General features: G+C 60.1%; 20 protein-coding genes. 13 read left to right on the top strand and 7 right to left on the bottom strand.

The window, feature by feature from the left end:
• Positions 1 to 334: 334 nt before the first annotated feature.
• From dppA to dppF, 5 genes are all read left to right on the top strand, one after another.
• Positions 335 to 1,942 carry a dipeptide ABC transporter periplasmic-binding protein DppA gene (gene dppA / locus ENTHG_RS18615; RefSeq protein WP_044183248.1) on the top strand — a complete coding sequence of 536 codons (1,608 nt, stop codon included), beginning with the start codon at positions 335 to 337 and terminating at the stop codon, positions 1,940 to 1,942.
• A 129-nt stretch (positions 1,943 to 2,071) separates the two neighbouring features.
• Positions 2,072 to 3,091, top strand: a complete 1,020-nt coding sequence (gene dppB, locus ENTHG_RS18620; RefSeq protein WP_044183251.1) for a dipeptide ABC transporter permease DppB — start codon at positions 2,072 to 2,074, stop codon at positions 3,089 to 3,091.
• A 9-nt stretch (positions 3,092 to 3,100) separates the two neighbouring features.
• Positions 3,101 to 4,003: a dipeptide ABC transporter permease DppC gene (gene dppC, locus ENTHG_RS18625; RefSeq protein ID WP_044183254.1), complete on the top strand. Its 903-nt coding sequence runs from the start codon at positions 3,101 to 3,103 to the stop codon at positions 4,001 to 4,003.
• A 10-nt stretch (positions 4,004 to 4,013) separates the two neighbouring features.
• Entirely contained in the window at positions 4,014 to 4,997 is a 984-nt protein-coding gene (gene dppD / locus ENTHG_RS18630) for a dipeptide ABC transporter ATP-binding protein (RefSeq protein ID WP_044183257.1), read from the top strand.
• On the top strand, positions 4,994 to 6,004 hold the full coding sequence (dppF, locus tag ENTHG_RS18635) for a dipeptide ABC transporter ATP-binding subunit DppF (protein ID WP_044183260.1): 1,011 nt from the start codon (positions 4,994 to 4,996) through the stop codon (positions 6,002 to 6,004). The genes dppD and dppF overlap by 4 nt, the downstream gene beginning before the upstream one ends.
• A 204-nt stretch (positions 6,005 to 6,208) precedes the next feature.
• Here dppF and ENTHG_RS18640 read toward each other — a convergent pair whose 3' ends face one another.
• From ENTHG_RS18640 to ENTHG_RS18665, 6 genes are read right to left on the bottom strand one after another with little or no spacing between them, the layout of a single operon-like run.
• Positions 6,209 to 7,807, bottom strand: coding sequence for a hypothetical protein (locus ENTHG_RS18640; protein ID WP_044183263.1), 1,599 nt, complete (start codon positions 7,805 to 7,807; stop codon positions 6,209 to 6,211).
• Positions 7,808 to 7,826: 19 nt separating this feature from the next.
• Positions 7,827 to 8,222: an allophanate hydrolase-related protein gene (locus ENTHG_RS18645; RefSeq protein ID WP_044183266.1), complete on the bottom strand. Its 396-nt coding sequence runs from the start codon at positions 8,220 to 8,222 to the stop codon at positions 7,827 to 7,829.
• 29 nt (positions 8,223 to 8,251) lie between these two features.
• Positions 8,252 to 9,205, bottom strand: coding sequence for a carbamate kinase (locus tag ENTHG_RS18650; protein WP_044183270.1), 954 nt, complete (start codon positions 9,203 to 9,205; stop codon positions 8,252 to 8,254).
• Positions 9,198 to 10,598, bottom strand: coding sequence for a YlbE family protein (locus ENTHG_RS18655; protein ID WP_044183998.1), 1,401 nt, complete (start codon positions 10,596 to 10,598; stop codon positions 9,198 to 9,200). Before ENTHG_RS18655 ends, ENTHG_RS18650 begins: the two co-directional genes overlap by 8 nt.
• Before the next feature lie 3 nt (positions 10,599 to 10,601).
• Positions 10,602 to 12,149 carry an acyl-CoA synthetase FdrA gene (gene fdrA / locus ENTHG_RS18660; RefSeq protein WP_044183273.1) on the bottom strand — a complete coding sequence of 516 codons (1,548 nt, stop codon included), beginning with the start codon at positions 12,147 to 12,149 and terminating at the stop codon, positions 10,602 to 10,604.
• Positions 12,150 to 12,188: 39 nt separating this feature from the next.
• Entirely contained in the window at positions 12,189 to 12,851 is a 663-nt protein-coding gene (locus ENTHG_RS18665) for a cysteine hydrolase family protein (protein ID WP_044183276.1), read from the bottom strand.
• A 155-nt stretch (positions 12,852 to 13,006) separates the two neighbouring features.
• Between ENTHG_RS18665 and ENTHG_RS23785 the strand changes: the two genes are divergently transcribed.
• Entirely contained in the window at positions 13,007 to 13,768 is a 762-nt protein-coding gene (locus tag ENTHG_RS23785; RefSeq protein WP_052332734.1) for an oxamate carbamoyltransferase subunit AllH family protein, read from the top strand.
• Here the strand turns inward: ENTHG_RS23785 and ENTHG_RS18675 are convergent.
• Positions 13,760 to 14,671 carry a LysR substrate-binding domain-containing protein gene (locus ENTHG_RS18675; protein WP_044183279.1) on the bottom strand — a complete coding sequence of 304 codons (912 nt, stop codon included), beginning with the start codon at positions 14,669 to 14,671 and terminating at the stop codon, positions 13,760 to 13,762. The two genes, ENTHG_RS23785 and ENTHG_RS18675, sit on opposite strands and share 9 nt — an antisense overlap.
• Positions 14,672 to 15,168: 497 nt before the next feature.
• Between ENTHG_RS18675 and bcsO the strand changes: the two genes are divergently transcribed.
• The 7 genes from bcsO to ENTHG_RS18710 are packed head-to-tail and all read left to right on the top strand — an operon-like array spanning position 15,169 to position 26,396.
• On the top strand, positions 15,169 to 15,708 hold the full coding sequence (bcsO, locus tag ENTHG_RS18680) for a cellulose biosynthesis protein BcsO (protein WP_044183282.1): 540 nt from the start codon (positions 15,169 to 15,171) through the stop codon (positions 15,706 to 15,708).
• On the top strand, positions 15,699 to 16,502 hold the full coding sequence (gene bcsQ, locus ENTHG_RS18685) for a cellulose biosynthesis protein BcsQ (RefSeq protein ID WP_044183286.1): 804 nt from the start codon (positions 15,699 to 15,701) through the stop codon (positions 16,500 to 16,502). Before bcsO ends, bcsQ begins: the two co-directional genes overlap by 10 nt.
• Positions 16,503 to 16,519: 17 nt before the next feature.
• Entirely contained in the window at positions 16,520 to 18,634 is a 2,115-nt protein-coding gene (gene bcsA, locus ENTHG_RS18690; protein WP_052332735.1) for a UDP-forming cellulose synthase catalytic subunit, read from the top strand.
• Complete coding sequence (bcsB, locus tag ENTHG_RS18695; RefSeq protein WP_044183289.1) at positions 18,631 to 20,898, top strand: cellulose biosynthesis cyclic di-GMP-binding regulatory protein BcsB; 2,268 nt, start codon at positions 18,631 to 18,633, stop codon at positions 20,896 to 20,898. The genes bcsA and bcsB overlap by 4 nt, the downstream gene beginning before the upstream one ends.
• A 16-nt stretch (positions 20,899 to 20,914) precedes the next feature.
• Complete coding sequence (locus ENTHG_RS18700; RefSeq protein ID WP_425325306.1) at positions 20,915 to 24,913, top strand: cellulose biosynthesis protein BcsC; 3,999 nt, start codon at positions 20,915 to 20,917, stop codon at positions 24,911 to 24,913.
• A complete protein-coding gene (bcsD, locus tag ENTHG_RS18705; RefSeq protein ID WP_044183295.1) occupies positions 24,913 to 25,392 on the top strand; it encodes a cellulose biosynthesis protein BcsD in 480 nt (159 codons plus the stop codon). The genes ENTHG_RS18700 and bcsD overlap by 1 nt, the downstream gene beginning before the upstream one ends.
• Before the next feature lie 8 nt (positions 25,393 to 25,400).
• Positions 25,401 to 26,396, top strand: a complete 996-nt coding sequence (locus ENTHG_RS18710) for a family 8 glycosyl hydrolase (protein WP_044183298.1) — start codon at positions 25,401 to 25,403, stop codon at positions 26,394 to 26,396.
• Positions 26,397 to 26,493: the final 97 nt, after the last annotated feature.

The raw sequence follows: 26,493 nt of genomic DNA on the forward strand, positions 1-26,493 counted from the left end.
GCGATGCGTAAATTAGTCAGGAGGAATGTTCTGCTTTATTGCGCGTAGCATAAATTTACCTGCTGAAAATAGAGGCCGGAGCTTTTTTTTCACTTTGTTTGTTGATTCGCATCAACGATGTAAATCCCCGTTACCTGTATTGACGTTTTGACATTCTATTGACAGATTGTAGGGCATGAGGGGCATTTCACGGAGAATCTGCACTGCAACTCAGTCAGCCCTGAAAGGATTCCCCATCTCTCATAACTTCCGGCAATGCCAGGCAAAAATCTAATAACGGCTGTCGGATAGCCCAGCGCAAGGGTAACAACACATATCACATTGGAGCAGAATAATGAGTATTTCCTTGAAGAAGTCAGGGATGCTGAAGCTTGGTCTTAGCCTGGTGGCGATGACCGTAGCGGCAAGCGTGCAGGCTAAAACCCTGGTTTACTGTTCAGAAGGCTCGCCGGAAGGCTTTAACCCACAGCTGTTCACCTCTGGAACCACCTATGACGCCAGCTCGGTGCCTATTTATAACCGTCTGGTGGAATTCAAAACCGGTACAACCGAAATTATTCCTGGCCTGGCTGAAAAGTGGGAAGTCAGCGAAGACGGCAAAACCTATACCTTCCACCTGCGTCAGGGTGTGAAGTGGCAGGATAATAAAGATTTCAAACCGACGCGCGACCTGAATGCCGATGACGTGGTGTTCTCCTTCGATCGTCAGCAAAATGCCCAGAACCCGTACCACAAAATTTCTGGCGGCAGCTATGAATACTTCGAAGGCATGGGTCTGCCAGACCTGATTAGCGAAGTGAAGAAAGTGGACGATATGACCGTCCAGTTCGTGCTGACTCGCCCTGAAGCGCCGTTCCTCGCCGACCTGGCCATGGACTTCGCCTCTATCCTGTCAAAAGAATATGCTGACAACATGCTGAAAGCCGGTACGCCGGATAAAGTTGACCTGAACCCTATCGGTACCGGTCCGTTCCAGCTGCAGCAGTACCAGAAAGACTCCCGTATTCTGTATAAAGCGTTTGAAGGCTACTGGGGCACCAAGCCGCAGATCGACCGTCTGGTCTTCTCTATCACGCCTGACGCTTCCGTGCGTTACGCCAAACTGCAGAAGAACGAATGCCAGGTGATGCCGTACCCGAACCCGGCGGACATCGCGCGCATGAAGCAGGACAAAAACATCAACCTGATGGAGCAGGCTGGCCTGAACGTCGGTTACATGTCCTTCAACACCGAGAAGAAACCGTTTGATGACGTGAAAGTGCGTCAGGCGCTGACCTACGCGGTAAACAAAGAGGCGATCATTAAAGCCGTTTATCAGGGCGCAGGCATTGCCGCGAAAAACCTGATCCCGCCAACCATGTGGGGCTATAACGACGACGTGAAGGATTACACCTACGACGTCGAGAAAGCGAAACAGCTGCTGAAAGAGTCCGGCCACGAGCAGGGCTTCACCGTTGAGTTGTGGGCGATGCCGGTACAGCGTCCGTACAACCCGAACGCACGCCGTATGGCCGAGATGATTCAGGCTGACTGGGCGAAAATCGGCGTCCAGGCCAAGATCGTTACCTACGAGTGGGGCGAGTACCTGAAACGCGCCAAAGCGGGTGAGCACCAGGCCGTTATGATGGGCTGGACCGGCGACAACGGGGATCCGGATAACTTCTTCGCCACCCTGTTCAGCTGCGCCGCGGCGAAAGACGGTTCCAACTACTCTCGCTGGTGCTACAAGCCGTTTGAAGATCTGATTCAGCCGGCGCGCGCAACCGATGACCACAACAAGCGTGTCGAACTGTACAAACAGGCTCAGGTCATGATGCATGACCAGGCACCTGCGCTGATCGTCGCGCACTCCACCGTCTATGAGCCGGTGCGTAAAGAGGTGAAAGGCTACGTGGTCGATCCGCTGGGCAAACACCACTTCGAAAACGTGTCCATGGAATAACAGGCACGCTGCCCTTCCCCCTCTTCCTCAACGGAGAGGGGAAGGGCTTATTCCCTGCCTGCGGGGAATTTACATTTGTGAGCAATACAGACGCGCCGCCAGGTTGCGTCATTACAGAGAATCCGGGTTATGTTGCAGTTCATCCTCCGACGTCTTGGGCTTGTTATCCCGACGTTTATCGGTATCACCCTTCTCACCTTTGCCTTTGTCCATATGATTCCCGGCGACCCGGTAATGATCATGGCGGGCGAGCGTGGTATTTCGCCTGAGCGTCACGCCCAGTTGCTGGCAGAGCTTGGTCTCGACAAGCCGCTGTGGGAGCAGTACGTCCATTATGTATGGGGTGTATTGCACGGTGATTTAGGGATATCGCTGAAAAGCCGTCTTCCGGTGTGGGACGAGTTCGTGCCTCGCTTTCAGGCGACGCTGGAACTTGGCGTCTGCGCCATGATTTTTGCCGTGGCAGTCGGTATTCCGGTAGGCGTAATGGCCGCCGTGAAGCGCGGCTCCATTTTCGACCACACCGCGGTGAGCCTCGCGCTGACCGGCTACTCCATGCCTATCTTCTGGTGGGGCATGATGCTTATCATGCTGGTGTCGGTACAGCTCAACCTGACGCCCGTCTCCGGTCGCGTCAGCGACATGGTATTCCTTGACGACAGTAACCCGCTGACCGGCTTTATGCTGATCGACACGGCCATCTGGGGCGAAGAGGGCAACTTTATCGATGCCCTGGCGCACATGATCCTGCCTGCTATCGTGCTGGGCACTATCCCGCTGGCGGTGATTGTACGTATGACCCGCTCTTCGATGCTGGAAGTGCTGGGGGAAGACTACATCCGTACCGCGCGTGCCAAAGGGCTGACCCGCATGCGGGTGATTATCGTCCATGCGCTGCGTAACGCCATGCTGCCGGTGGTGACCGTTATCGGTCTGCAGGTCGGCACTATGCTGGCGGGCGCGATTCTGACGGAAACCATCTTCTCCTGGCCGGGCCTGGGACGCTGGCTCATCGACGCGCTGCAGCGCCGCGATTATCCGGTTGTGCAGGGTGGGGTATTGCTGGTCGCGACGATGATTATTCTCGTCAACCTGCTGGTCGACCTGCTTTACGGCGTGGTGAACCCGCGTATTCGTCACAAGAAGTAAGGGGACATCATGTCACAAGTAACTGAAAACAAAGTTGTCTCCGCACCGGTGCCGATGACCCCGCTGCAGGAGTTCTGGCATTACTTCAAGCGCAACAAAGGGGCGGTTGTTGGCCTGGCGTACGTGGTCATCATGCTGCTGATCGCTATCTTCGCTAACGTCATTGCGCCGCATAACCCGGCTGAACAGTTCCGTGACGCGCTGCTGGCGCCGCCGGTCTGGCAGGACGGCGGAACCTGGTCGCATATCCTCGGTACCGACGATGTTGGCCGTGACACCCTGTCGCGCCTGATGTTCGGCGCGCGCCTGTCGCTGCTGGTGGGCTGCCTGGTGGTCGTGCTGTCGCTGATTATGGGCGTCATCCTTGGGCTGATCGCGGGCTATTTTGGCGGCCTGGTGGATAACATCATCATGCGCGTGGTCGATATCATGCTGGCGCTGCCGAGCCTGCTGCTGGCGCTGGTGCTGGTGGCGATATTCGGCCCCTCAATTGTCAACGCCTCGCTGGCGCTTACCTTCGTGGCGCTGCCGCACTATGTGCGCTTAACCCGCGCGGCGGTGCTGGTAGAGGTCAACCGCGACTACGTCACCGCCTCACGCGTGGCGGGCGCGGGCGCCATGCGCCAGATGTTCGTTAACATCTTCCCTAACTGTCTTGCGCCGCTGATTGTTCAGGCGTCGCTGGGCTTCTCGAACGCCATTCTCGATATGGCCGCCCTCGGCTTTCTGGGCATGGGCGCGCAGCCGCCGACACCGGAGTGGGGCACCATGCTCTCCGATGTGTTGCAGTTCGCCCAGAGCGCCTGGTGGGTCGTGACCTTCCCCGGTCTGGCGATCCTGCTGACGGTACTGGCATTTAACCTGATGGGTGACGGACTGCGTGACGCGCTCGACCCCAAACTGAAGCAGTAAGAGGTTCGAGATGGCGTTATTAAATGTAGATAAATTATCGGTGCACTTCGGTGACGTTGGCAGCGAGTTCCGCGCCGTAGACCGCGTAAGCTACAGCGTTAACCAGGGCGAAGTCGTCGGTATCGTTGGCGAATCAGGCTCGGGTAAATCGGTCAGCTCGCTGGCGATTATGGGGCTGATCGATTTTCCGGGCCGCGTAATGGCGGAAAACCTGGATTTCAACGGCCAGGATTTAAAGCGTATTTCGGAAAAAGAGCGCCGTAATCTGGTGGGTTCCGAAGTGGCGATGATCTTCCAGGACCCGATGACCAGCCTCAACCCCTGCTACACCGTCGGCTTCCAGATTATGGAAGCGATTAAGGTGCATCAGGGCGGCAATAAGCGAACGCGCCGCCAGCGGGCGATTGACCTGCTGACTCAGGTGGGCATCCCGGACCCGGCATCGCGTCTGGATGTTTACCCGCACCAGCTCTCCGGCGGGATGAGCCAGCGCGTCATGATCGCTATGGCGATCGCCTGTCAGCCGAAGCTGCTGATTGCCGATGAGCCGACCACCGCGCTGGACGTCACCATCCAGGCGCAGATTATCGAACTGCTGCTGGAGCTACAGCAAAAAGAGAACATGGCGCTGATCCTGATCACCCATGACCTGGCGCTGGTGGCCGAAGCGGCGCATAAAATTATCGTGATGTACGCAGGCCAGGTGGTAGAGACCGGCGCGGCGCGGGATATCTTCCGTGCGCCGCGTCACCCCTATACCCAGGCGCTGCTGCGCGCCCTGCCGGAGTTCGCGCAGGATAAAGCGCGCCTGGCGTCGCTGCCCGGCGTGGTGCCCGGCAAGTATGACCGTCCGAGCGGCTGCCTGCTGAACCCGCGCTGCCCCTATGCGACGGACCGTTGCCGGGTGGAAGAGCCTGCGCTCAACACCGTTGACGGCGGACGCCAGTCAAAATGCCACTACCCACTCGATGATGCCGGGAGGCCCACACTATGAGTACGCACGAGGCCGCCACGCAACCGTTGTTGCAGGCTATCGACCTGAAAAAACACTACCCGGTGAAGAAGGGGATTTTCGCCCCGGAACGGCTGGTGAAAGCGCTGGATGGCGTCTCCTTCTCGCTGGAGCGCGGTAAAACCCTGGCGGTGGTAGGCGAGTCCGGCTGTGGTAAATCCACCCTTGGCCGCCTGCTGACGATGATTGAAACCCCGACCGGCGGCGAGCTGTACTACCAGGGGCAGGATCTGCTCAAACACGATCCGCAGGCGCAGAAACTGCGTCGGCAGAAAATCCAGATCGTGTTCCAGAACCCCTACGGCTCCCTGAACCCGCGCAAAAAAGTGGGGCAGATTCTGGAAGAGCCGCTGCTGATTAACTCGACGCTGAGTAAAGCGGAGCGCCGGGAGAAAGCGCTGGCGATGATGGCGAAAGTCGGCCTGAAAACCGAGCATTACGACCGTTACCCGCATATGTTCTCCGGCGGTCAGCGTCAGCGTATCGCTATCGCCCGTGGTCTGATGCTGGACCCGGACGTGGTGATTGCCGATGAACCAGTCTCCGCGCTGGACGTCTCCGTCCGCGCGCAGGTGCTGAACCTGATGATGGACCTGCAGCAGGACTTAGGGCTGTCGTATGTCTTTATCTCTCACGACCTGTCGGTAGTGGAGCACATTGCGGATGAAGTGATGGTGATGTACCTGGGCCGCTGCGTGGAGAAGGGCACCAAAGAGCAGATTTTCTCTAACCCGCGTCATCCCTATACGCAGGCGCTGCTCTCCGCCACTCCACGTCTGAACCCGGACGACCGCCGCGAGCGCATTAAGCTCACCGGCGAGCTGCCCAGCCCGCTCAACCCGCCGCCGGGCTGCGCGTTCAACGCCCGCTGCCGTCGTCGCTTCGGCCCCTGCACCCAGTTGCAGCCGCAGCTTAAAGACTACGGCGGCCAGCTTGTCGCCTGCTTCGCCGTCGATCAGGATGAAAACGGCGAGAAGCCACAGGCGTAAACGCTGAAATACAGAACCGGAGCTTAGCCTCCGGTTTTTTTTGTCCTTCCCTGGGCGGTTTTCCTTCCTCTCCCTAAAAGGTAGAAGGGGGAAAACTCTAGCCCCAGCCCGCATGATCGTTTCCCTCGCTCCTTTGGGAAGAGGGGAACATACCGCTACAACCATAGCCCCGATAAGCGCATCGGCTACGAATCAAACTTGCGCTCAGCGCATTGGCTCGCTGTCGTTATCAATCGGAGACCAGTCCAGTTTGCCCTGCTCGCGTACCTGCTGCCAGGCGAGGAAGGTTAGCAGCACGGTGACTACCGCGTAGGCAAAGGTCACCGTTGGCGAGGCGTTAACCGCCATCTGGTGGCCGTGAATAAAGCCAAAGAATGAGAGCACCGTCGCGGCTGCGGCATAGACTGCGGCCCAGTTGAAGCGCCGGTCGATAATAAACGCGGCAATCGCCCCCATCATCAACCCTGCCAGCACCGCGCCGCCGCCGGTCACCGCCATGCCGTTATAGAGCACGCCGTTACTGGTCATGTTCGCCAGCACGTCGGCAGACAGGTTCACCGAACTGGCCCCGGCCGCGTTCAGCGCGCCATCCACCTGAGATTTCGCCCATTCGGCGATGTTCGGCACCAGTGCCAGCACGATGGCCGGCGCATGGCGTCTCGGGGAAACCTGGAACGCCTGCGCGCCAATAACCAGCCCGATAAAGAGCAGGATGGGCACAATAGCGACCAGAGGAATAATCGACAGCAGCAGCGCGGTAAGCCCCAGGAAGCAGACCACCGCCATGGCGATACCGGTCGCCAGTGAGTAACCGATACGCCCGCCCATCGCTTTCCAGCCGGGGTGACCGATATACACGGCAGGCGGGAAAGGTGAGCCGAGCAGCGCGCCGACAATCGCGCCGACGCCATCCGCCGCCAGCACCGCGCGCAGGTTATAGCTGTCGCCGCCTACCGCCGCGGACTCCACGTTGTTGAGGATTTCGGTAAAGTTGAAAATACCCAGCGGGATAGCGGTGACCAGCAGCGGCCACACCAGCTCGGACGGCACGCTAAACACATCGCCGGTAATGGAGGGCAGATGCAGGGAGAAGTTGCCCGCGGCCTCTTTCACCGCCGCCGGGCTCATGATGTCGCTCAGGCCGAGCAGCGTCGCTCCCCAGCCGAGGATGCAGCCGACAATCACCACCGCCAGCCCGCCAGGCAGGCCAAACGGCAGGCGCACATTGCCAACCCAGTTGAGCAGGATAATAGCGAAGCAGATAACGCCTATCCAGGCGGTATCAAACATCTGGTAGGCCGGACGCATGGCGATAAAGGCGATAGCGATACCCGCCAGTGTCCCCAGCATGGCGGCGCGCGGCGTATATTTACGGATAGTCGGCCCGACAATGACCCCGGCCAGCACAATCACGCCGACAATCATTGCCCAGATAAGGCCCAGCTTCCATGCCAGCATCCAGTCTTTATGGATGAGCAGGGTCGGCAGCATTACCACGAATACCACGATAAACATATGCGGGACGCTGGGGCCGTAAGGCAGGGCGGTAACGTCAGACCGCCCCTCGCGGCGCGCCAGCCGCCAGGCAAGCCAGGCGTAAAAGAGATTGCCAAGCGGCAGGGCGATGCCCAGCGCTGGCAGAATACGGCCATAGACAGTGGTGGCCGGAATTTGCGCGACATACAGCGCTAACCCCGAGAGCACCAGCACATTCAACAACACATTGGTGAACAGACCAAAAAAAGCGTTTAAATCGCCTGCGACCCACAGCGATGGGCGATAAGCGTGATTTCCTTGTGCCATGCTCCTGCTCCTGACGTAATTATGTAGTCATAAAATGGCCGGTATACGCTCGCCAGCCTCCCAGATGGGTAATCTCCTTTTGCCCTTCCACCAGCCAGGGTTCGGCCAGTACGCCCAGTACTTCGCTGCCATCGCTCAGTTCCACTTTACCGATACACAATCCGGCGGGCTCTTTGGCGAGGATCTCTCCCAGCCCGGCGGGGGGAACGGCCCAAATCTCCAGGGCTATTTCACCGCCAGCGCCCGGCGTACGAATCATGCCAGGGTGGTTATCGTTAATGCTCCAGCAGCGGTAGCAGGCGGCAGTATGCGCTTCACGGACAAAATCGGCCTGCGCGGCGACCATATTCGGATTAAGCGCAAGGCCACGCATTAATGTGCCATTAACGGCGAGTAATATCTTGTTATTTATCATAGTGTTTTGCTCTGAATAGTGTGCTTGCATTAGCACGTAAAACGGGTTCCACCCTGCCCGTTGAGCGCGCGGGCGATCCCCTCTGGCGTGGTGATAAGCCCGGTTCCCTGTGGGCAGGCGCGTAGGTAAGTCACCATCGCCTCTACTTTTGGCGCCATACTGCCCGCGCCAAATTCGCTGCTTTGCAGCAGCTGTTCCGCCTGTGCCAGCGAAAGCTGGCTCAGCCAGCGCTGCTGCGGCGTACCAAAATGGAGCGCCACCCGATCAACGCCGGTAGGAATAAGCAGCATGTCTGCCTGCAATTCAATCGCCAGCAGGGCGGACGCGCGATCTTTGTCGATCACCGCCTGCGCCGCCATCAGCGATCCGTCACGATCCCGCCAGACCGGGATCCCGCCGCCGCCGCAGGCGATCACCAGCGTATCCTGCGCCAGCAACGTACGAATAATCGGCGTTTCAATCACCTCCAGCGGCGTAGGCGAGGCGACCACGCGCCGCCAGCCGCGCCCGGCATCTTCGGCGATATGCCAGCCCTGCGCGGCGGCAAGCTGGCTGGCTGTCTCTTTGTCCAGCCAGGCGCCGATAGGTTTGTCCGGTTTTGTGAAGGCAGGGTCGTGGGGATCGATACGGGTACGGGTGACCAGCGCCACCACGTTTTTCTGCGGGTAACCGCGTTTGCGCAGCGCGTTGTCGAGGGCGTTCTGGAACATAAAGCCGATCGCCCCCTGGGTATCGCCGACGGCGTATTCCAGCGGCACGGTAGGCGCGGCGTCACGGGCGACCTCGCTGCGGCGCAGGATAAAACCCACCTGCGGCCCGTTGCCGTGGGTTAGCACCACGCGCCAGCCTGCGACAATCAGCTCCGCCACATGGCTGGCGGTCTCTTTAACCGCGTCGTACTGCTGCTCAAGGGCGTTTTCGCCAGGGGCGCGGATTAACGCATTGCCGCCGACCGCGACGACGGCGAGTTTGCCGCTAGACATGGTCGTCTCCTTGCGACAATGCTTTAATCGCCGCAAGGAAACAGGCCAGAGGCGCGGTAGTAATGCCCGCGCCGATTTGCCCGACGCCCGCGAGCTTGTGGGCGATACCGGTGTTAATGATAGGCAGAATATTACTGTCAACGACGCAGCGAGCGTCGATGCCGCAGCCGCTGCCGACGAAATTAAGCGCGGGCAGCGTGAACGCGGGCTGCGTGGTCAGGGTGATTTCATGCATGGCCTGGCTGTGGCGTACCGCGTCGGCAGGCGTGCCGCCAACGAATTTGACAATCGCCGGGGAGGCTGCCATCGCAAAGCCGCCGATGCCTGCCGTTTCGGTAATGGCGGAGTCGCCCAGATCCGCCGCCGCATCCTCCACGCCGAAACCGGGGAAGAACAGGCCGTCAACCGGGTTAGCCGGCGCCTGAAACCAGCGATCCCCTGTACCGGAGAGGCGAATGCCGAAGTTTACGCCGTTACGCGCCATCACCGTCACCATTGAGCTGTGCGGCACGTTGCTGGCGGCATCAAGCATGGATTTACAGGCGGCCATCGACAGGTTCAGGAAGAAGTGGTCATTGGCGGCGATAAACTCCAGCGCTTCCGCGCCGTGTTTGATACGGGCCAGATGCGGCGCGAGACGGCGGAAAAAGAGCCCGCTGGCGGCGACGTTACGGTTATGGCACTCGTCGCCCATATGCAGCGCCTGGGCAATCATCGGTTTGAGTTCGATATTGCCGCTCATGGCGAGCGCCTGTTTGAGGGCAGGGGCCAGCACATCGGCCATCCAGCGCAGACGCGTCAGCACCTCATCGTGGTTAGCGCCAAAGCGCAGCACTTTGCCCAGCCCTTCATTGAAGTTGCAGTAGGCGCGGTTGCCGTGGGTTTTATTCTCAACCACCCAGACCGGCATTGACGGGCTGATAATCCCCGCCATCGGCCCGGTGGCATGGTGATGATGACAAGGCTCCAGGGCGATTTCCCCGCTGGCGGCAAGCAGCATGGCGTGCTCAACGCCGCTGGCCCAGCCTTCCAGCACAATCGCGCCGGCAATCGCGCCCTGCATCGGGCCGCACATGTCCGCCCATGCGATAGGCGGCCCGGCGTGCAGGATCTTACGCTCTGCCGCCAGCCCGGGAATCGCTTCCCGCGCGGTCATGATATCCACCAGCACCGGCTGGGCGTCAAGGTAGCGTTGCAGGGCGATCTCATTCGCCGCATCGACGCGGGTATCGGCCATCAGCGTCGCCAGCAGCCAGTTCGCCTCTTCGTCGCCCTGGGCCGCGGGTCGCCATTGCAAATGCAGAACGTCTCCGCCTGCATCACGTATATCGTTGGCGAAGCTCTCCAGACCGAGATTCAGCACGCTGAGCGGTTGTTGAAATAACGTCGTCATCATCTATTTCCGTTGAAGGGCTACGAAAGCCGCCAGCCGTGCAGCTTCGATATTGCTGTCTGCAACCAGCACGCCGACCTGTTGTAAACGTTCAATTTGCTGCTGACGATTCTGCGGATCGTCTTCTGTGCCGCAAACATGGGCGATGAGCAACAGATGGCGCTGCGCTTGCGCTGCCTCCTGCCGCAGAGTCTCCAGCACCGGCAACAGCGCGGCGCAGGGATCGGCGCTGGCGCCGTAGCCCAGCACGATATCAAACAGTAAAACAGCCGTGGCCGGGTCGCGGCCTTCGGTAAGGAGCCGCGCGTTGCGCAGTTCCGGGTCAATCATCGGGTGCGGTCTGCCCCGGGTAAATTCATCGTCCCCCATGTCGATAAGACTGTGTCCGTGGCCCTGCTGTTGGCTCTGGAGCGCCGTCGCGCCCTGAACAGGCGCGTTGGACTCGCAGGGGATTTCAGCCGCGAGCAGGGCAAGTTGTGCTTCGTAACAGAATGTGCCGCCGGCGAAAACGCCGCGTATTTCTTTTTGTGTGGGTGCCATCGCGCCGAGGCTGGCCCGGGCTTTGGCGATGAGAGTATCCCTGGTGTTGGACTCTCGTGGCGCCTGTTTACCCTCTAACGTGGCTACCGCGACTTCCGCTGCGTGACGCAGGCTGAGTGCGGGAATGACGCCTTCATATTGCAAACTGTGGTCATCTGCGCCCAGGAAATGGACGACGACCGGTTTTCCGCACTGGCGCGCGCTGGCCAGTACTTTCTGCATAATCCCTGGTGAGGGCGGTTTGGAGATTAAAACAATCAGTTTTGTATCGGGGTCGTCGGCCAGCAGGCTAATGCCTTGCAGCATACTTAACCCGCCGATCGCCTCATGCAGGTCTCGCCCGCCGGTGCCGATGGCCTGCGAGACGCCAGCGCCAAGATGATGGATATGGCAGCTTACTTCCTGCAAGCCGGTGCCGGAAGCTGCGACCAGGCCAATCGCGCCGCGGCGCACCACGTTGGCGAAGCCTAACGGCTGACCGTTAATAATGGCGGTTCCGCAGTCCGGCCCCATCACCAGCAGCTGATGTTCGCTGGCGTAACGTTTGATGGCCGCCTCCTGCTCTTCCGGGACGTTATCGCTAAACAGCATCACGTGCAGGCCGCGGCTCAGGGCTTTGAGCGCTTCGGCGCCCGCATAGCGTCCCGGTACGGAAATCAGGGCGAAGTTGGCGTCCAGCGCGTCGTGCAGGCCCATGGCAATACTGACCGGCTTGCGGCGATCGGCGGTTGCCTGCGATTCAGCCGCAGGCGGCGCCAGCAGCGTCGCGGCGAGTTTCAGCGCCTCGCTGCCCGCCTCTTCGCTCGCCTCAAGGGCGATAAGCAGGTCGTTGGGACGCGGCTCCAGGGTGATATCCATCCCTGCGTCGCGCATGCGTTCAAGGTTTGCGGGCGTCGCCATCGCGACCGACGCCTGCTCTACCCCGGCCAGCGCGTTCAGCCTGGCGGATATCTGCATCAGGGAGACAGAGTCCTTATACAGATTGGGGAAAGATTGATAATGCAGTGTCATTTTTTATCCTCGAACGAATGCCTTAATGCCTGTAGAGCGTTACTGACGTAGCGCCGCGATAACCGCAGCGGAATCGCTCACCCAACCGACAATCGCCCCCTGCGCTTTAATCATCTCCAGCGCCGCCTGGTGGAAGGCCGGGAAGTAAGAGGCGCAGCAGTCTTCGGGGATCACCAGTTCATAGCCGCGATCGTTGGCCTCCCTGGCGGTGGACTGCACGCACACTTCGGTGGTCACGCCGCACAGAATGAGCGAGGTAATGCGATGGGACTGGAGAATGAGCTGGAGGTCGGTAGCGTAGAATGCCCCTTTGCCCGGTTTATCGATAACCGGCTCGCCGGGTAGCGGGGCGAGTTCAGGAATAATGTCGTGGCCCTGCTGACCGCGAACCAGAATGCGCCCCATCGGACCCTGTTCGCCAATAAAGGTTTTTCCGCCACGGGTACGTTTGGCGGGCAGGCAGTCGCTCAGATCGTCGCGGTGTCCCTCACGGGTATGAATGACCAGCAGCCCGGCTTCGCGGGCGCTTTTCAACAGCGCGGCACAGGGTTCAATCGCCCGGCGCACCAGGGAGACATCATTGCCCAGCGCTTCGCCGAAGCCGCCCGGTTCAACAAAGTCGCGCTGCATATCGATGACCACCAGTGCGGTGGAAGCGGGATCGAATTGAAAGTCAAAAGGTTGGGCTTTAATCGTGCGCATAAACGTTCCCTTGTTGTCTGGCTCTAAATCGAGTGTACGGAGTGATAACGCCCCGGTCGCAAAAACGTTTTCTGCCTGTTCCTCAAAAAATATGAGGGATGGTCGGGCATAAAGTCGCCATAATGGTCGCAACGTGTGCAGAACGGGGAGCGTGAGTGGAAAGCATAAAGGGTTTGCAGGTATGCGACACGCTGCCCCGCGGGGTGCATGTGCTGCGGGCGCACTCTGTCTTTCGCCACGCCTGCAACCTGCAAACGCCTGAGGGCGCGTTATGGGTATTACAGACCCGCGACGTGCCGCTCTCACCCGGCGGCATTATCATTGACCATCAGGATTTACGCCCCTTTTTTCGCCCGGGGGAAAGCGTGCGCGTCGATTTGCGTCACGCCTTCGCGCAGAGCACCCGACTTGTTCCCGGCGGCGCAAGGGTGACGTTGGGGCAGCTAACAGGCGTCATTGATGACTTTTTTGCTCTGCATGCGGCGAAAGGCGTGCGTCAGGCGCTGGCCGCCGACGCGCGGCTTGCTGACGCCCAGCAGAGGCTTATCCGCTGGCTCAGAACCCCCGCAAGCGACCCGACGCCGCTGGCGCGCGCGTTCGTCGGCTATGGGGAGGGGCTGACCCCCGCCGGAGATGATTATCTGCTGGGGCTGCTGTGGACGCTGGACAACTGGCGCGCCGTGCAGCGGCAGGCGCTGGCGGAGGCGCTACCGGCGCTCCTGCCCCGCACCACGGACGTGAGCCGGGCGATGTTGAACCACGGATGTGAAAGCCGCTACGGCGCGTTACTGCTGGCGCTGGCGGCGGCTGATATCACCCGCCTGCCGCAGGCGGTGCAGGGGGTCGCCCGCTACGGCCACTCATCCGGAGAGGATATGCTCGCCGGCATCCGCGCGGCGGCATACGCGTTAGCATAGGGTAGTGTAGAAGCCTTGCTGCACCTCCGGCAGCTTAAGCTGCTGCAGCCACCAGGAGTAGCAGGGGCGCGGGGAGCGTTGCTGCCAGGCCAGGAACAGCGGCGTCGGCTGCTTGCTCTCTTCCACCATCAGGCGCACCAGCCGCCCGTCGTCAATAAAGTGCTGGCAGAGGTGGGAGGGGAGAAAGCCTATCCCGAGGCCATTGAGATGCATGGCGATTTTCGCCGGGTAGTCCGGCGCGACAATCGCCTTCTGCCCGCGTAGCTGCCAGGCCACTTTCGGCTCCAGTTTTACCGAGGTGTCCTGAATGCAGATGGCCGGATAGCGGCGCAGGTCGTCAGCGCGTAGCGGGCGTGTTAACGCCGTTAAGGGGTGATCCGGAGCGATGGCGAACAGCCACTCTACCGTCGCCATCTCCAGGCAGCAGATTTCGCCGGGCAGCGCCACCTGATTGGGCGCGCCGATGGCGATATCGGCCCGTTTATCCAGCAGCGCGTCCCATACGCCGTCATGGACATCAATAGCGATATGTATTTCCGTATGGGGGAAGTGGCGCTCGCTCTCCGTCAGCAGGGTGTAGAGAGGGCGCAGGCTAATAATATTGTTCAGGGTGATGTTCAGGCGCGTTTCAACGCCTGAGGCGATGCGCTGGGTAGCAAACTGAAGTTCATCCAGTTCGCTTAAGATCATCTGCCCTTTTTTAATAAAGTAATGCCCGGCCTCGGTGAGCTCTAGCTGTTTACCAAGTCGTTCAAATAACTTGAGTTCCAGCTCACTTTCCAGTTTATGCACCGTATAGCTAAGCGCGGTGGGCACTTTATGCAACTCCTCCGCGGCGGCGGCGAAACTTCCGCACCGTGCAATGGTGATAATCACCTTCAATACCTGTGCACTAATATGCATGCCGTCTTCCTCGCCCGATAGTGCCTTGATACTGTTTACCGCATTCCGGGCAAGGAGGCTAGCGCGCAGTGAGTCTGCAACGAAAAATGGCGGTAAGGTATGAAAGTTTCATGCTGGGTGAAAATAAATAACCATTCAAAATATTTCATCAACTCATCGAGAATTAAATCGATTGCTAAATAATCTGGTTTAAACTGCTGTGCAATAATCTCATGGTAGTTTTTTCTATACGTCATTTGGCTTTAGTAAATTCTTATAAGAATAATTATTGCAGCTTTCGCTATTCACTACTTTAATGATTTTTCCGCTAAAAAAAGTTAGCATGTGGAGAGAAAGGGTTTATATATTTGCGTGAAATAATACTGATGTAATTTAACCACGAAATAATAAGCTTAATAATTAAATACCTCATCACAGACGCGACTAAAGCTGTTTACCTGGCGCCGAATTTTGCGGGCGTGAGGGGCAGTTTATTTTTGTAAATCATGAGTATAACAATGAACCATTATGATGATTTGCAGAGGTTTAAGGATAAGACCCGCAACCAGAACCATGACTTTAAGGATTTGTCGGCGCAGAAGCAGGCGCACGAGCATGGGAATTGGGCGATAATTAACCAGTTCGCCCCTGCCTCTGAAGACGCCGGGCTGGCAATGGGAGGCCACGTCTCTCTGTCGCAGCCGCAGCCCGTCGATCCGGAACGTTTCGCCGCCACGGAACGCGTAGCGCCCGCCGCACACGTTGAAACGCCCGCCGCGTCCGTCTCTCTGTTTCAGGAAGTGGCGGAGCAACTCTCCGCCGCAGCGCCAGCGCCCGTTGCTGAGCCGGTGCGCCATGAGGAACCGGCAGCCGCGCCTGTCGCTGCCGCGCCTGTGGCCGCGCCCGCGCTCGCCAGAGCGCCTTCCCGCCCCGCGTCAGCATCCGCGCCTGCGGATTACGCCCGCCTGTTCGCGGCGAAAGTGGCGGATGCCAAACCTGATGAAGAAAAAGAAAGGCCATTACACTCATTGCTTGAAAGGATCGCTTCATGCCGTTGATTTGTGTCTGTTCGCCGAAGGGGGGCGTTGGGAAAACGACCCTGACGGCAAATCTGGCTTACGCGCTTGCGCGGTCCGGCAGTAAGGTGCTGGCGCTGGATTTTGATATTCAGAATGCCCTGCGTCTGCACTTTGGCGTTCCCCTGGCCGATGGTCGCGGCTTTGCCGCCAGAGCGGCGGAATCCTCCGACTGGAGCCAGTTTGTGCTGACCGCAGGGGGTAATATTTTCGTGCTGCCCTATGGCGACGCCAGCGAGCAACAGCGTCTGGCGCTGGATGAGCGCCTGGCGGCCGACGAACACTTTCTCACCCGGGGGTTAAATACCCTGCTGAACTACCCCGGCCTGATTATCGTTGCCGATTTTCCTCCCGGCCCTTCCGCCGCCCTGAAGGCGATGTCCCGGCTTGCCGACCTGCACCTGGTCGCCCTGCAGGCCGATACGGCGTCCCTTTCCCTGCTGCCGCATATTGAAAATCACCGCCTTACCGGTGAGGTGCTCAATAAAAAAGCGGGCCACTATGTGGTGCTTAACCAGAGCGATAACCGTCGGCAGATTAGCCGCGACGTGACCGCTTTTATGGAGCAGAAGCTGGGCGACCGGCTGCTGGGCGTGATCCATCGTGATGAGAGCGTGGTAGAAGCCAACGCCTCGCAACAGTCCATTTTCGACTTTAGCCCCGCCTCCGCTGCGGCATTTGACATCGAACTGCTTGCCAAAAAAGTCGCCGGTATTCTCGGCGTCAAAATCGGCGACGGCACCGTTCACGGAAAACCGACGATGTCTGGCTTCTAATTCGCGCAGGGCTATTTATGAAAAAGTTTCTCTCTATTTTGCTGGTGCTGGCACTGCTGCCTGTTGCCGTGCTGGTGATCATCACGCCGATGGACAGCCAGAAACAGTATATTTTCGGCCTACTCAGTATTGGCGTGCTGTTTTTAATGGGCTTTAGCAAAAAACGCAGCGTCTCCGTGATTATGGTGGTGATGTCGATTTTGCTGTCGACCCGTTATATGTATTTCCGTCTGACACAGACCCTGCATTTTAATTCCGAGATTGAGACCATTCTTGGCATGGGGTTATTTCTGGCGGAAGTCTATGTCTGGGTAATGCTGTTGTTGAGCTATCTGCAAACCGTCTGGCCGTTAAAACGTGAAATTGTTCCGCTGCCTGATGATATGAGCCTGTGGCCGTCGGTTGATGTCTATATCCCCACCTATAACGAGCCGCTGGAGGTGGTACGCGATACCGTGCTGGCCGCCCAGTGCATCGACTACCCGCGAGATAAAATCAACATCTACCTGCTGGATGACGGTAAACGGCGCGAATTCGCCGTCTTCGCCGCCGATGTTGGGGTGGGGTATATCACCCGCAATGACAACAACCACGCCAAAGCGGGTAACCTCAACCACGCCATGAAGCTTACCCAGGGGGAGCTGATTTGCGTGTTTGACTGCGATCATGTGGCGACGCGCATATTCCTGCAGGCGACGGTAGGCGGCTTTTTGCAAGACCCGAAGCTGGCGCTGGTACAGACGCCGCACTACTTCTACTCGCCGGACCCGTTCGAGCGCAACCTCTCGGTCGGGCGCAATATTCCTAACGAAGGGGCGCTATTCTACGGCCCGATTCAGCAGGGCAATGATAACTGGAACGCTACTTTCTTCTGCGGCTCCTGTGCGGTGATTCGCCGCAGCGCGCTGGAAGAGATAGGCGGTTTCGCGGTAGAGACGGTGACCGAAGATGCCCACACCGCGCTGAAATTACAGCGCCGCGGCTGGGGTTCAGCGTTTATCGATATTCCGCTGGCCGCCGGGCTTGCTACCGAACGCCTGGTGCTGCACGTGATTCAGCGTACCCGCTGGGCGCGTGGCATGACGCAAATTTTCCGCCTTGATAACCCGCTGCTGGGACGCGGGCTGACTATCCAGCAGCGCCTGTGCTACCTCAGCGCGATGCTCTACTATCAGTTCGCCCTGCCGCGCATCGCCTTTGTGACCGCGCCGCTGGCCTACCTGCTGTTTAACCTGAACATTATTCACTCTTCGGCGAGCCTGATATTTGCCTACGCGCTGCCGCACCTGTTCCTTGCCATCTACGTCAACTCGCGGATGAACGGGCGGCACCGTTACAGCTTCTGGGGGGAGATCTACGACCTGGTGCTGGCTTTCCATATCGTCCTGCCGACGGTGGTCACCATGATTTTCCCCAAGCGCGGCAAGTTCAACGTCACCGATAAAGGGGCGCTGCTCGACGTGGGCTACTTTGACTTTGGCGTGGTGCGTCCGCACCTGATTATCGCCCTGCTGCTGGCGGCGGGGGTGATAGCCGGTATCGTTCGCGCCTGCGCTCATGACTACTTCGGCGTGGACCCGCGCGTTATCGCCCTCAACGTGGGCTGGGGGCTCTATAGCCTGATCTTCCTGCTGGCCGCTATCGCCGTGGCGCGGGAAACCCGCCAGACCCGGAAAACCATCCGTATTGACGCCGAGATCCCGGTGCTGCTGCACTACGCCAGCGGCATTGTTTCCCGTAGCCATACCGCTGACCTGTCGATGGGCGGCTGCCGCATCGTGGCGCCGGATGGCCGCCATCAGGATGATGAAATTGAAGAGATAGAGCTGCTGCTGCAGTCCGGAGCCATTCTGATCCCGGTGAAAACCGTGGCCAGCGATGAGGCCTTTATCCGCCTGATGTTCGAAGATATTCCGCTGTCGCGCCGCCGCGAGCTGGTGCGCGTGGTGCTCTCCCGCGCCGACGCGTGGATCAACCCGCCGAAGCCGCAGGACAACCCGTTCCGCTCGATGGGCACCATTATCCGCTGCGTTTTCGACCTCTTCTGGCTGACGTGGAAAAACCGCCGGGAGAATCGCCGCCTGCGCGCGCAGCACGCCCGCGCCGCGGCCGGGGAGGAGGGCAACGTATGAAACGCCTGACTTCCCTTGCGCTACTGCTCGGCTCGCTGTTTATCGCGCCGCTGCACGGCGAAGAGACGACGGTGGCGTCGCTGCTGCCGCAAAACGAGCCAGCCGCTACGCCATTATTTGTGCCGTCTGTGGTAAACAGCGTCAGCATTGCGCAGATGGGCTTTGCCGAAGGCATCTCGCTGAGCGGCGGCCAGTTTCAGGGGGGCGCGACGTTCACCCTGCCGCTGGATCAGGTGATTACCACCGCGCGGCTGACGCTGAACCTGAAAATCTCCCCGGCGATGGCCTCGCGCAACGCCACCATGCAGCTAATGCTCAACGGCCAGCCCCTCGGCACCGTGCCGCTCACGACCAGCGACAGCGATATCGCCCAGTATCAGCTTGATATCCCGGCGGCGCTGATGGTCTCCAGCAACAACCTCAGCTTTAAAGTGATCGACGGCGATGCCATGCAGTGCCAGCGCGATCTGACCAATAAATACCGCGTGACGGTGATGCCGGACTCCCGCTTTGAACTGGAAGGGCAGCAGCTGGATATTGGCGCGGACCTGAGCCACTTCCCACGGCCTTTCTTCGACAATATGCAGATGACCCCTGCGGCCATTGCGATGGCGTTTCCGGCAAAGCTCAGCCCGGATACCCTCAGCGCCGGGGCGCTGATCTCGTCGTGGATAGGCATTCAGGCAGATTACCGCGGCGTGGCGTTTGCGGCCTGGCATGACCGTCTGCCGGAGAAAAACGGCATTCTGATTGGTCATCCCGGCGAGCAGATTGGCGGCCTGACGCTGCCCGAGAGCGCGCAGCCGCTGCTGCGGATAGTGGATAACCCGGCGAACCCGGTGTACAAACTGCTGCTGGTGGTAGGGAAAGATGACGCCAGCCTGCGCGCCGCCGCCTGGCGTCTGACCCGCGGCAACTTTGCGATGCAGACCCCCTCGGTAGACGTGGAGAAGCAGCCCATCCCGGCCAGCAAACCTTACGATGCGCCGCGCTGGATCCCAACCGATCGGCCGGTGAAGCTTTCTGAACTGATCCGTAAAGATCAGAGCCTGACCTCCACCGGGCTGTGGCATGACGCGATCCGGGTGGCGTTTCGCGCCGCGCCCGATCTCTTCTTATGGGACGGCGAGACCATTCCGCTGCACATTGGCTACCGTTTCCCCTCCGAAAGCTGGATTGATGAAGAGCGTTCGTGGCTCAGCATGACCCTGAACAACACGTTTTTGCACAACCTGCCGGTGAATAAGCAGGGGGCGCTGGAGACCCTGTGGCATAAGCTGGGCGGCGACGCGCGCCAGGAGAAGTTCGACATGCCGCTGGAGCCGTACATGATTTACGGCGATAACCAGCTGTCGCTCTATTTCAATATCCAGCCGAAGGCGAGCGCGCCGTGTAGCGTGCTGCTCAATAACAACATTAAAAGCCGCATTGAAGAGGATTCGTGGATCGACCTTAGCCACACCCGCCACTTTGCGCTGCTGCCTAACCTCTCTTATTTCGTCGGCGCCTCGTTCCCGTTCACCCGGCTGGCTGATTTTTCTGAAACGGTGCTGATGCTGCCGGAAAACCCCAGCGAAACGCAGATTGCCACCCTGCTGGATATGGCGGCGCGCTCCGGCAACGCGACCGGCACGGCGCTCGCTTACAACCGGGTGGTGCTGGGCGTGCCTACCGCCGGGGGCGACAGCGAACTGCTGCATAACCGCGATGTGCTGGCGGTGAGCGGGATGGAGCAGCATGACTTCAACCGTGACCTGCTGAAAGGTTCGCCGTTTGTGGTGGACAGTACGCTGGGGGTACGCGAGCCGACCACCTGGCAGCGGGTCAAACGCTGGATAGCCGGGGACTGGGCCTCCGATGGCCTGGAAGCCGACCGCTACTTCTCGTCGAACGAGGCCTGGCGCGGGTTTGTCAGTTTCCGCTCGCCGTGGAACGACAGTCGGCTGGTCGTGCTGGCGCTTGGCAGCAATGACGAGCAGCTCTCGCGGCTGCATGGCGATCTTGCCTCCGCGCGCATCAACGCCGGTATTCGCGGCGACGCTGCGGTGATCACCAATGAAAACGGCGTGCGCAGCTTCCGCGTCGGCGAGCAGTTCCCCAGCGGGGAGATGCCCGCGCAGATGCGGGTGGTCTGGTATGCCAACCAGCATTCGGCGCTGTTAGCGATTTTGGGGTTACTGTTTGGCTGCATCGTTGGGCCGATTCTGTACGTCTGGCTGAGGAACCGCGCGCGCCGCCGCCTGGACCTGAGCAACAGAAAGTAAAAGGGTGACAAAAATGATGATAACCACCGCCCGCCGTTTGACGACGCTGTGCCTTTCCGGCGTCCTCACCTTTGCCGTACTGGGGCAGGCGCAGGCCGCAGGCAATGATGCCGCGCTCAAGGCGCTGTTTGACCAGGCGAACTACTGGCATGAAAAATCCCACGACGACCTGGCGATGGAGTCGCTGAAAAAGGTGCTGATGGTGGATGCCAATAACACCCAGGCGATGTACCTGATGGCGCTCTGGGCGCAGCAGAACGGCGATCTGCAAACCGCCGCCCAGTGGCGTGGACGACTGGCGCAGGTCTCTCCTGACGATGCGGGCCTACAGGCGCTCGATAATGCGAAGCAGCTTACTCAGGTGCCGCAGGGGCAGCTCAGCCTGGCGCGCCAGCAGGCGCGCAGCGGCAACGTTCCGGCGGCGCTGGCGACCTGGCGCAGCATGTTCAATGGCGACACGCCGCCCCCCAGCCTCGCGCCGGAGTATTACCAGACAATGGCAGGGGACAAGGCGCTCTATCCCCAGGCGCTGGCGCAGATGAAAAGTTTTGTCGCGCAGAACCCGCAGGACACCGCGGCCCGCGTGGCGCTGGGTAAAATGCTGACCTGGCGCGAAGAGACGCGCCGCGACGGCATTTTACTGCTGGAGCCGATGGCGAGCGGCAGCAAAGAGGCCGATGACGGTCTGCGTCAGGCGCTGCTGTGGCTGGCCCCGCAGGCGGGGGACGAACGTTTCTACGACACCTGGCTCCAGCGTCATCCGCAGGATGCCGACGTACAAAACTACTACCGCAAAAACATTGGCGGCGCGGCGAAAGGGGCCGGCTATGAAGCGCTCAACAGCGGCGACGCCAGCATGGCGAAGCGCCAGTTTGAGCAGGTGCTGCAAACCAACCCGGATGACGCCGACGCGCTGGCCGGAATGGGCTATATCGCCCAGCGCAGCGGCGACTACAAAGCGGCGTCGCAGTTTCTGAGCCGGGCGGCAAGCCAGGGCGGCGAGGCCTCCCAGGAGCGGCAAACCCAGGCGGAAGACGCCGCCTTCTACGGGCAGCTGGCCCAGGCGCAGCAGGCATTAAAAGAGGGCAACCTGAGCCAGGCGCTGGCGCTCTCTTCGCCGCTGGCGCAACAGAGCGGCGAGCGCGGCACGGCGGCGAAACTGTTCCGGGCCGATGTGCTGCGCCAGAACAAAGATTACCCCCAAGCGGAGCAGATCCTGCGCGAGGTGCTCACTGACCAGCCGCAGAACGCTTCAGCGCGGGAAAATCTCTACTACGTGCTGCGTGAACAGAATAAAACCGCGGATGCGCAGGCGATGCTGCGTACCCTGCCGGCAAATTTACAGGCACGGCTACAGCCCCGTGTCGCCACCGGCGCGCCGGGCGACCCGGTACGCCGCCAGGCGCAACAGCTGGCGGCAGCGGGAAACACCGAACAGGCGATTGCCGTGCTGCGCCAGGGCGTAACGCAGGTGCCGGGCGACCCGTGGCTGCGCCTCGACCTGGCTCGCCTGCTGCAAAAAAGCGGCCAGGAGGGCGAGGCGGCAACGGTGATGATCCCGCTCGGGCGCGAAGGGGCAGGGGCCAGTTCGCTCTACGCCGCCGCGCTCTACGCCAGCGAAAGCGGAGCCTGGCAGCAGGCCAACTCGCTGCTGGCGCGCATCAATCCGGCCAGCCGTAACGCGCAGATACGGGAGCTTTCCGTGCGGGTCAACTACAACCTGCAAATGGCCACGGCGGAGCGCTATCTGGCCCAGGGGAATATGACCGCCGCGGCCAACACGCTCAAAGCGCTGGCCAGCCAGCCGCCGGAAAGCCCGGTGGATGCCGGTAAACTGGCGCGGATGCTGGCGCGTACCGGCGATCTCACCACCGCCGTGGCGCTGGTGCGCGGCAACATGAAACAGGGCGTGCAGGGCAATGCCGGGGATTACGCCGACCAAATCGCGGTGCTCAACCAGGCGGGCCTGACCCAGGAAGCGCTCACGTTCATGTCCAACCCGGACGTGCAGGCGCGCAGTACCCCTGCGCAGCTTGCCGGGGTGCGTAACGGCTATGTGATTAACGAGGCTGACGAACTGCGTGAGCAGGGCAACTATGCCGCCGCCTACGACAAGCTGATTCGGGCACTGCAAAACGATCCGCAAAACACGGACCTGATGTTTGCGATGGGGCGTCTTTACCAGACCGGTAAGATGAACAAAGAGGCGGGCGTGCTCTATGACTACCTGATGACGCGCGACAGCGAGGATCAGGCGGCGCGCGTCGGCGCTATCGACGTTGCGCTCGCCGAAAACAACGTGGAGAAAGCACAGACCCTTGCCCGCGGCCTGCGCAGCGACAACTCCCCGGATCGCCTGCTGCTGCTTGCCCGTCTGGAAGAGGCGCAAGGGAATCACCAGCAGGCGATGACCTATCTGCGGAGCGCCCGCGGCAAGCTGGTGGGCCTGCAGTCCACCAACAGCGCCGCCACGCCGACCATCGGCGGCGTGCTGCTGGCGGATAACCCCTTTACCACCACCAGTAAAACGCCTGCGCCCGCTCCCTCGTCGTCCGTCTACGGCACCACCCTGCCGTGGCAGGTGGCGCAGGTGGCTCCGGAACCCGGCACCAGCCTGCCGGGCACCACGCGCACCGACCTGCCCGCCGAGACGGCGCAGGCCCGTACCCTGCGTCAGGTGGACGACATGATGCGCCAGCTGGATGAGAAAACCGGCATGTGGCTACAAGGCGGGGTAGAAATTCGCGGGCGCGACGGCGAATCGGGCACCAGCAAACTGACCGAAGCCAGAGCGCCGCTTACCTGGTCGAGTTCGCCGTTTGGCGAATCGCGCTTTGAGTTTACCGCCACGCCGGTAACGCTCAGCTCCGGCTCCGCCAGCGGCGACAGCTGGCGGCGCTACGGGGCTAACCCGCTGGCGAACGCGGTGAGCAATATCAGCGCCTCAGTGCAGAATGCGCTTAACGCGCCTGCAAATGACGGCAATAGCGATAAGTTTACCGATCTGGCGGGTGATGCCGACCCCAATAATCTGTCGCCCTTTACCGATCCCGGCTTCGAGCGCCTGACAAACCTGCTCGGCCCGGACCTGGACCGACTCAAAGCGTTAAGTCAGTCCAGCTACAAAGCGAACCCCAACACCACCATCGGTTCATCAACCGATTCGCAAAACGCCAACGGCGTAGAGCTGAATATGGCGGTGAGCGGCGACAGCTACCGGCTGGATATCGGCAGTACGCCGCTGGGCCAGGATTTGAACACGCTGGTGGGCGGGGTGAAGTGGTCGCCGAAGCTGACCAACTACCTGACGCTGATCCTGACCGGCGAGCGGCGGGCGGTGACCGACAGCCTGCTCTCCTATGTCGGCCTGAAAGACAGATATTCCGGGGAGCGCTGGGGACAGGTGACCAAAAACGGCGGCAGCGCGCAGCTGAGCTATGACGACGGCGACGCGGGCTTCTTCGTGGGCGGCGGCGGCTACAGCTATATCGGCGAGAACGTGGAGAGCAACACCAGCGTCAACGCTAATGCCGGGGTCTATATGCGCCCCTGGCATGATGAGTTCCGCCAGTTACAGACGGGCTTAAGCGTGAGCTGGATGGATTTCTCCAAAAACCTCAGCTACTTCACTTTTGGCCAGGGGGGCTACTTTAGCCCGCAGAACTACGTCAGCGTGTCGTTGCCGGTGGATTTCTCGCAGAAGATCGATAACTGGAAGCTCAATCTCGGCGGCTCGGTGGGCTATCAGTCTTATACCCAGGATAAGAGCGACTACTTCCCGAACGATCCGCAAGCGCAACGTATGCTGCAACAGCTGGCCGATCTGGGCTTTACCAAAGAGGCGCAGTACGGCGGCCGTTCGCAAAACGGCATCGGCTACACCTTCCGCGCCGGGGTGGATTACAACCTGAATAAAGAGATGACGGTGGGCGGCAAGGTGGGCTACGACACCTTTGGCGACTACAACGAAAGTACCGCCGGGCTCTGGTTCCGTTATATGTTGGGAGACAAGTAATGACTTCGAGTACGGATAACCCGCTCCTGCTCTCGTATTACCAGCGTCAGCAGACGCCGCCGGGCTGGTTTGACCTGCTGTCGGCGATGGTTGACGGCATGGTAAGAAACGTCGGTGAGGTGGAGAGCGCCCCCTTCCTGCGCCAGATGGGCGACGCGCTGGCGGAACGCTACCCGCTGCCCGCCTCGCAGACGGTGGGCGAACTGGAAGCCAGCATCAATGCCCGGCTGACGGAATTTAACTGGGGCTTTATTGATATTCACGCCGGGGATGAAGAGATGACGTTCCGCCACCAGGGGCTGCCCGTCTCACGCGATGCAGAGAGCCAGACCCGCTGGTGTTACGCCTTTTGCGCCATACTTGAGGGGCTTTACGCCCGCTGGATGCTGGATCAGGGCGGCAAATCCCATGTCGCGTTTCGCCGCGTGCGGCTGAACGCCGTGTCGGACGTCGTATTCCGCTACGCCAATACACAGTGAGTCTGATAATGATGAAACGCTTTTTCGCCGTCACGGCGGTTATGATGAGCCTGCTGTTTTCCGCCTTCTCCCAGGCGGGGCAGGCCTGGGAAACGTACAAAACGCGCTTTCTGATGGCGGATGGCCGCATTGTGGACACCGGCAATAAAAATGTCTCCCATACCGAGGGGCAGGGGTTTGCGATGCTGATGGCGGTCGCCAGCAACGACAAAGCCGCCTTTGACCGGATGTGGAGCTGGACGAACAAAACGTTAAAAAACAAAGATAATGGGCTGTTTTACTGGCGTTTTAATCCGGTGGAAGCCGATCCCATCACCGATAAGAACGATGCCACCGACGGCGATACGCTGATTGCCTGGGCGCTGTTGAAAGCCAGCCAGCGCTGGAACGACGCCAGCTACGCCGCCGCCTCTGACGCCATCACGCAGGCGCTGGTGAAGCATACGGTGATTAATTTCGCCGGATATAGGGTGATGCTGCCGGGCGCGAAGGGCTTCAACCTTAACAGTTCGGTGAACCTGAACCCGTCGTACTTTATCTTCCCGGCCTGGCAGGATTTCGCCAGCCGCAGCCATCTGGTGGTGTGGCGGGAGCTTATCCGCGATGCCAGCACGCTGCTTGGCAAGATGCGTTTTGGTCAGTCGCAGCTTCCTGCCGACTGGGTGTCGCTCTCTGCCGATGGCAAGCTGGCCCCGGCCAAAGAGTGGCCGCCCCGGATGAGCTACGACGCCATTCGCGTACCGCTTTATGTTTACTGGTGGGATACGCAGAGCGCGTTATTAACCCCCTGGCGCGCCTGGTGGCAGAGCTATGAGCGTAGCCGCACCCCCGCCTGGGTCAATGTCGCCACCAACGATAACGCGCCTTACAACATGAACGAGGGGCAGCTGGCGGTACGCGATTTAACGCTGAATGAGCCGGGCGGTGAACCGCAGATCACCGCCCAGGATGATTATTATTCCGCCAGCCTGAAGATGCTGGCTTGGCTGGCGCGGCAGCAGTAGCGCGTTTTGTTCCCCTCACCCTAACCCTCTCCCCAGAGGGGCGAGGGGACCGATCGAGCGGGTCAGGGCTGTGGTTTTCCCCCTCTCCCTTCCAGGG

It is taken from the genome of Phytobacter massiliensis JC163 (assembly GCF_000321045.1).
Classification (GTDB): domain Bacteria; phylum Pseudomonadota; class Gammaproteobacteria; order Enterobacterales; family Enterobacteriaceae; genus Phytobacter_A; species Phytobacter_A massiliensis.

Excerpts from the sequence above, each read along its gene's own strand:
- dppA (WP_044183248.1), top strand. The coding sequence starts at position 335 with ATGAGTATTTCCTTGAAGAAGTCAGGGATGCTGAAGCTTGGTCTTAGC.
- dppB (WP_044183251.1), top strand. The coding sequence starts at position 2,072 with ATGTTGCAGTTCATCCTCCGACGTCTTGGGCTTGTTATCCCGACGTTT.
- dppC (WP_044183254.1), top strand. The coding sequence starts at position 3,101 with ATGTCACAAGTAACTGAAAACAAAGTTGTCTCCGCACCGGTGCCGATG.
- dppD (WP_044183257.1), top strand. The coding sequence starts at position 4,014 with ATGGCGTTATTAAATGTAGATAAATTATCGGTGCACTTCGGTGACGTT.
- dppF (WP_044183260.1), top strand. The coding sequence starts at position 4,994 with ATGAGTACGCACGAGGCCGCCACGCAACCGTTGTTGCAGGCTATCGAC.
- ENTHG_RS18640 (WP_044183263.1), bottom strand. The coding sequence starts at position 7,807 with ATGGCACAAGGAAATCACGCTTATCGCCCATCGCTGTGGGTCGCAGGC.
- ENTHG_RS18645 (WP_044183266.1), bottom strand. The coding sequence starts at position 8,222 with ATGATAAATAACAAGATATTACTCGCCGTTAATGGCACATTAATGCGT.
- ENTHG_RS18650 (WP_044183270.1), bottom strand. The coding sequence starts at position 9,205 with ATGTCTAGCGGCAAACTCGCCGTCGTCGCGGTCGGCGGCAATGCGTTA.
- ENTHG_RS18655 (WP_044183998.1), bottom strand. The coding sequence starts at position 10,598 with ATGACGACGTTATTTCAACAACCGCTCAGCGTGCTGAATCTCGGTCTG.
- fdrA (WP_044183273.1), bottom strand. The coding sequence starts at position 12,149 with ATGACACTGCATTATCAATCTTTCCCCAATCTGTATAAGGACTCTGTC.
- ENTHG_RS18665 (WP_044183276.1), bottom strand. The coding sequence starts at position 12,851 with ATGCGCACGATTAAAGCCCAACCTTTTGACTTTCAATTCGATCCCGCT.
- ENTHG_RS18675 (WP_044183279.1), bottom strand. The coding sequence starts at position 14,671 with ATGCATATTAGTGCACAGGTATTGAAGGTGATTATCACCATTGCACGG.
- bcsO (WP_044183282.1), top strand. The coding sequence starts at position 15,169 with ATGAACCATTATGATGATTTGCAGAGGTTTAAGGATAAGACCCGCAAC.
- bcsQ (WP_044183286.1), top strand. The coding sequence starts at position 15,699 with ATGCCGTTGATTTGTGTCTGTTCGCCGAAGGGGGGCGTTGGGAAAACG.
- bcsA (WP_052332735.1), top strand. The coding sequence starts at position 16,520 with ATGAAAAAGTTTCTCTCTATTTTGCTGGTGCTGGCACTGCTGCCTGTT.
- bcsB (WP_044183289.1), top strand. The coding sequence starts at position 18,631 with ATGAAACGCCTGACTTCCCTTGCGCTACTGCTCGGCTCGCTGTTTATC.
- ENTHG_RS18700 (WP_425325306.1), top strand. The coding sequence starts at position 20,915 with ATGATAACCACCGCCCGCCGTTTGACGACGCTGTGCCTTTCCGGCGTC.
- bcsD (WP_044183295.1), top strand. The coding sequence starts at position 24,913 with ATGACTTCGAGTACGGATAACCCGCTCCTGCTCTCGTATTACCAGCGT.
- ENTHG_RS18710 (WP_044183298.1), top strand. The coding sequence starts at position 25,401 with ATGATGAAACGCTTTTTCGCCGTCACGGCGGTTATGATGAGCCTGCTG.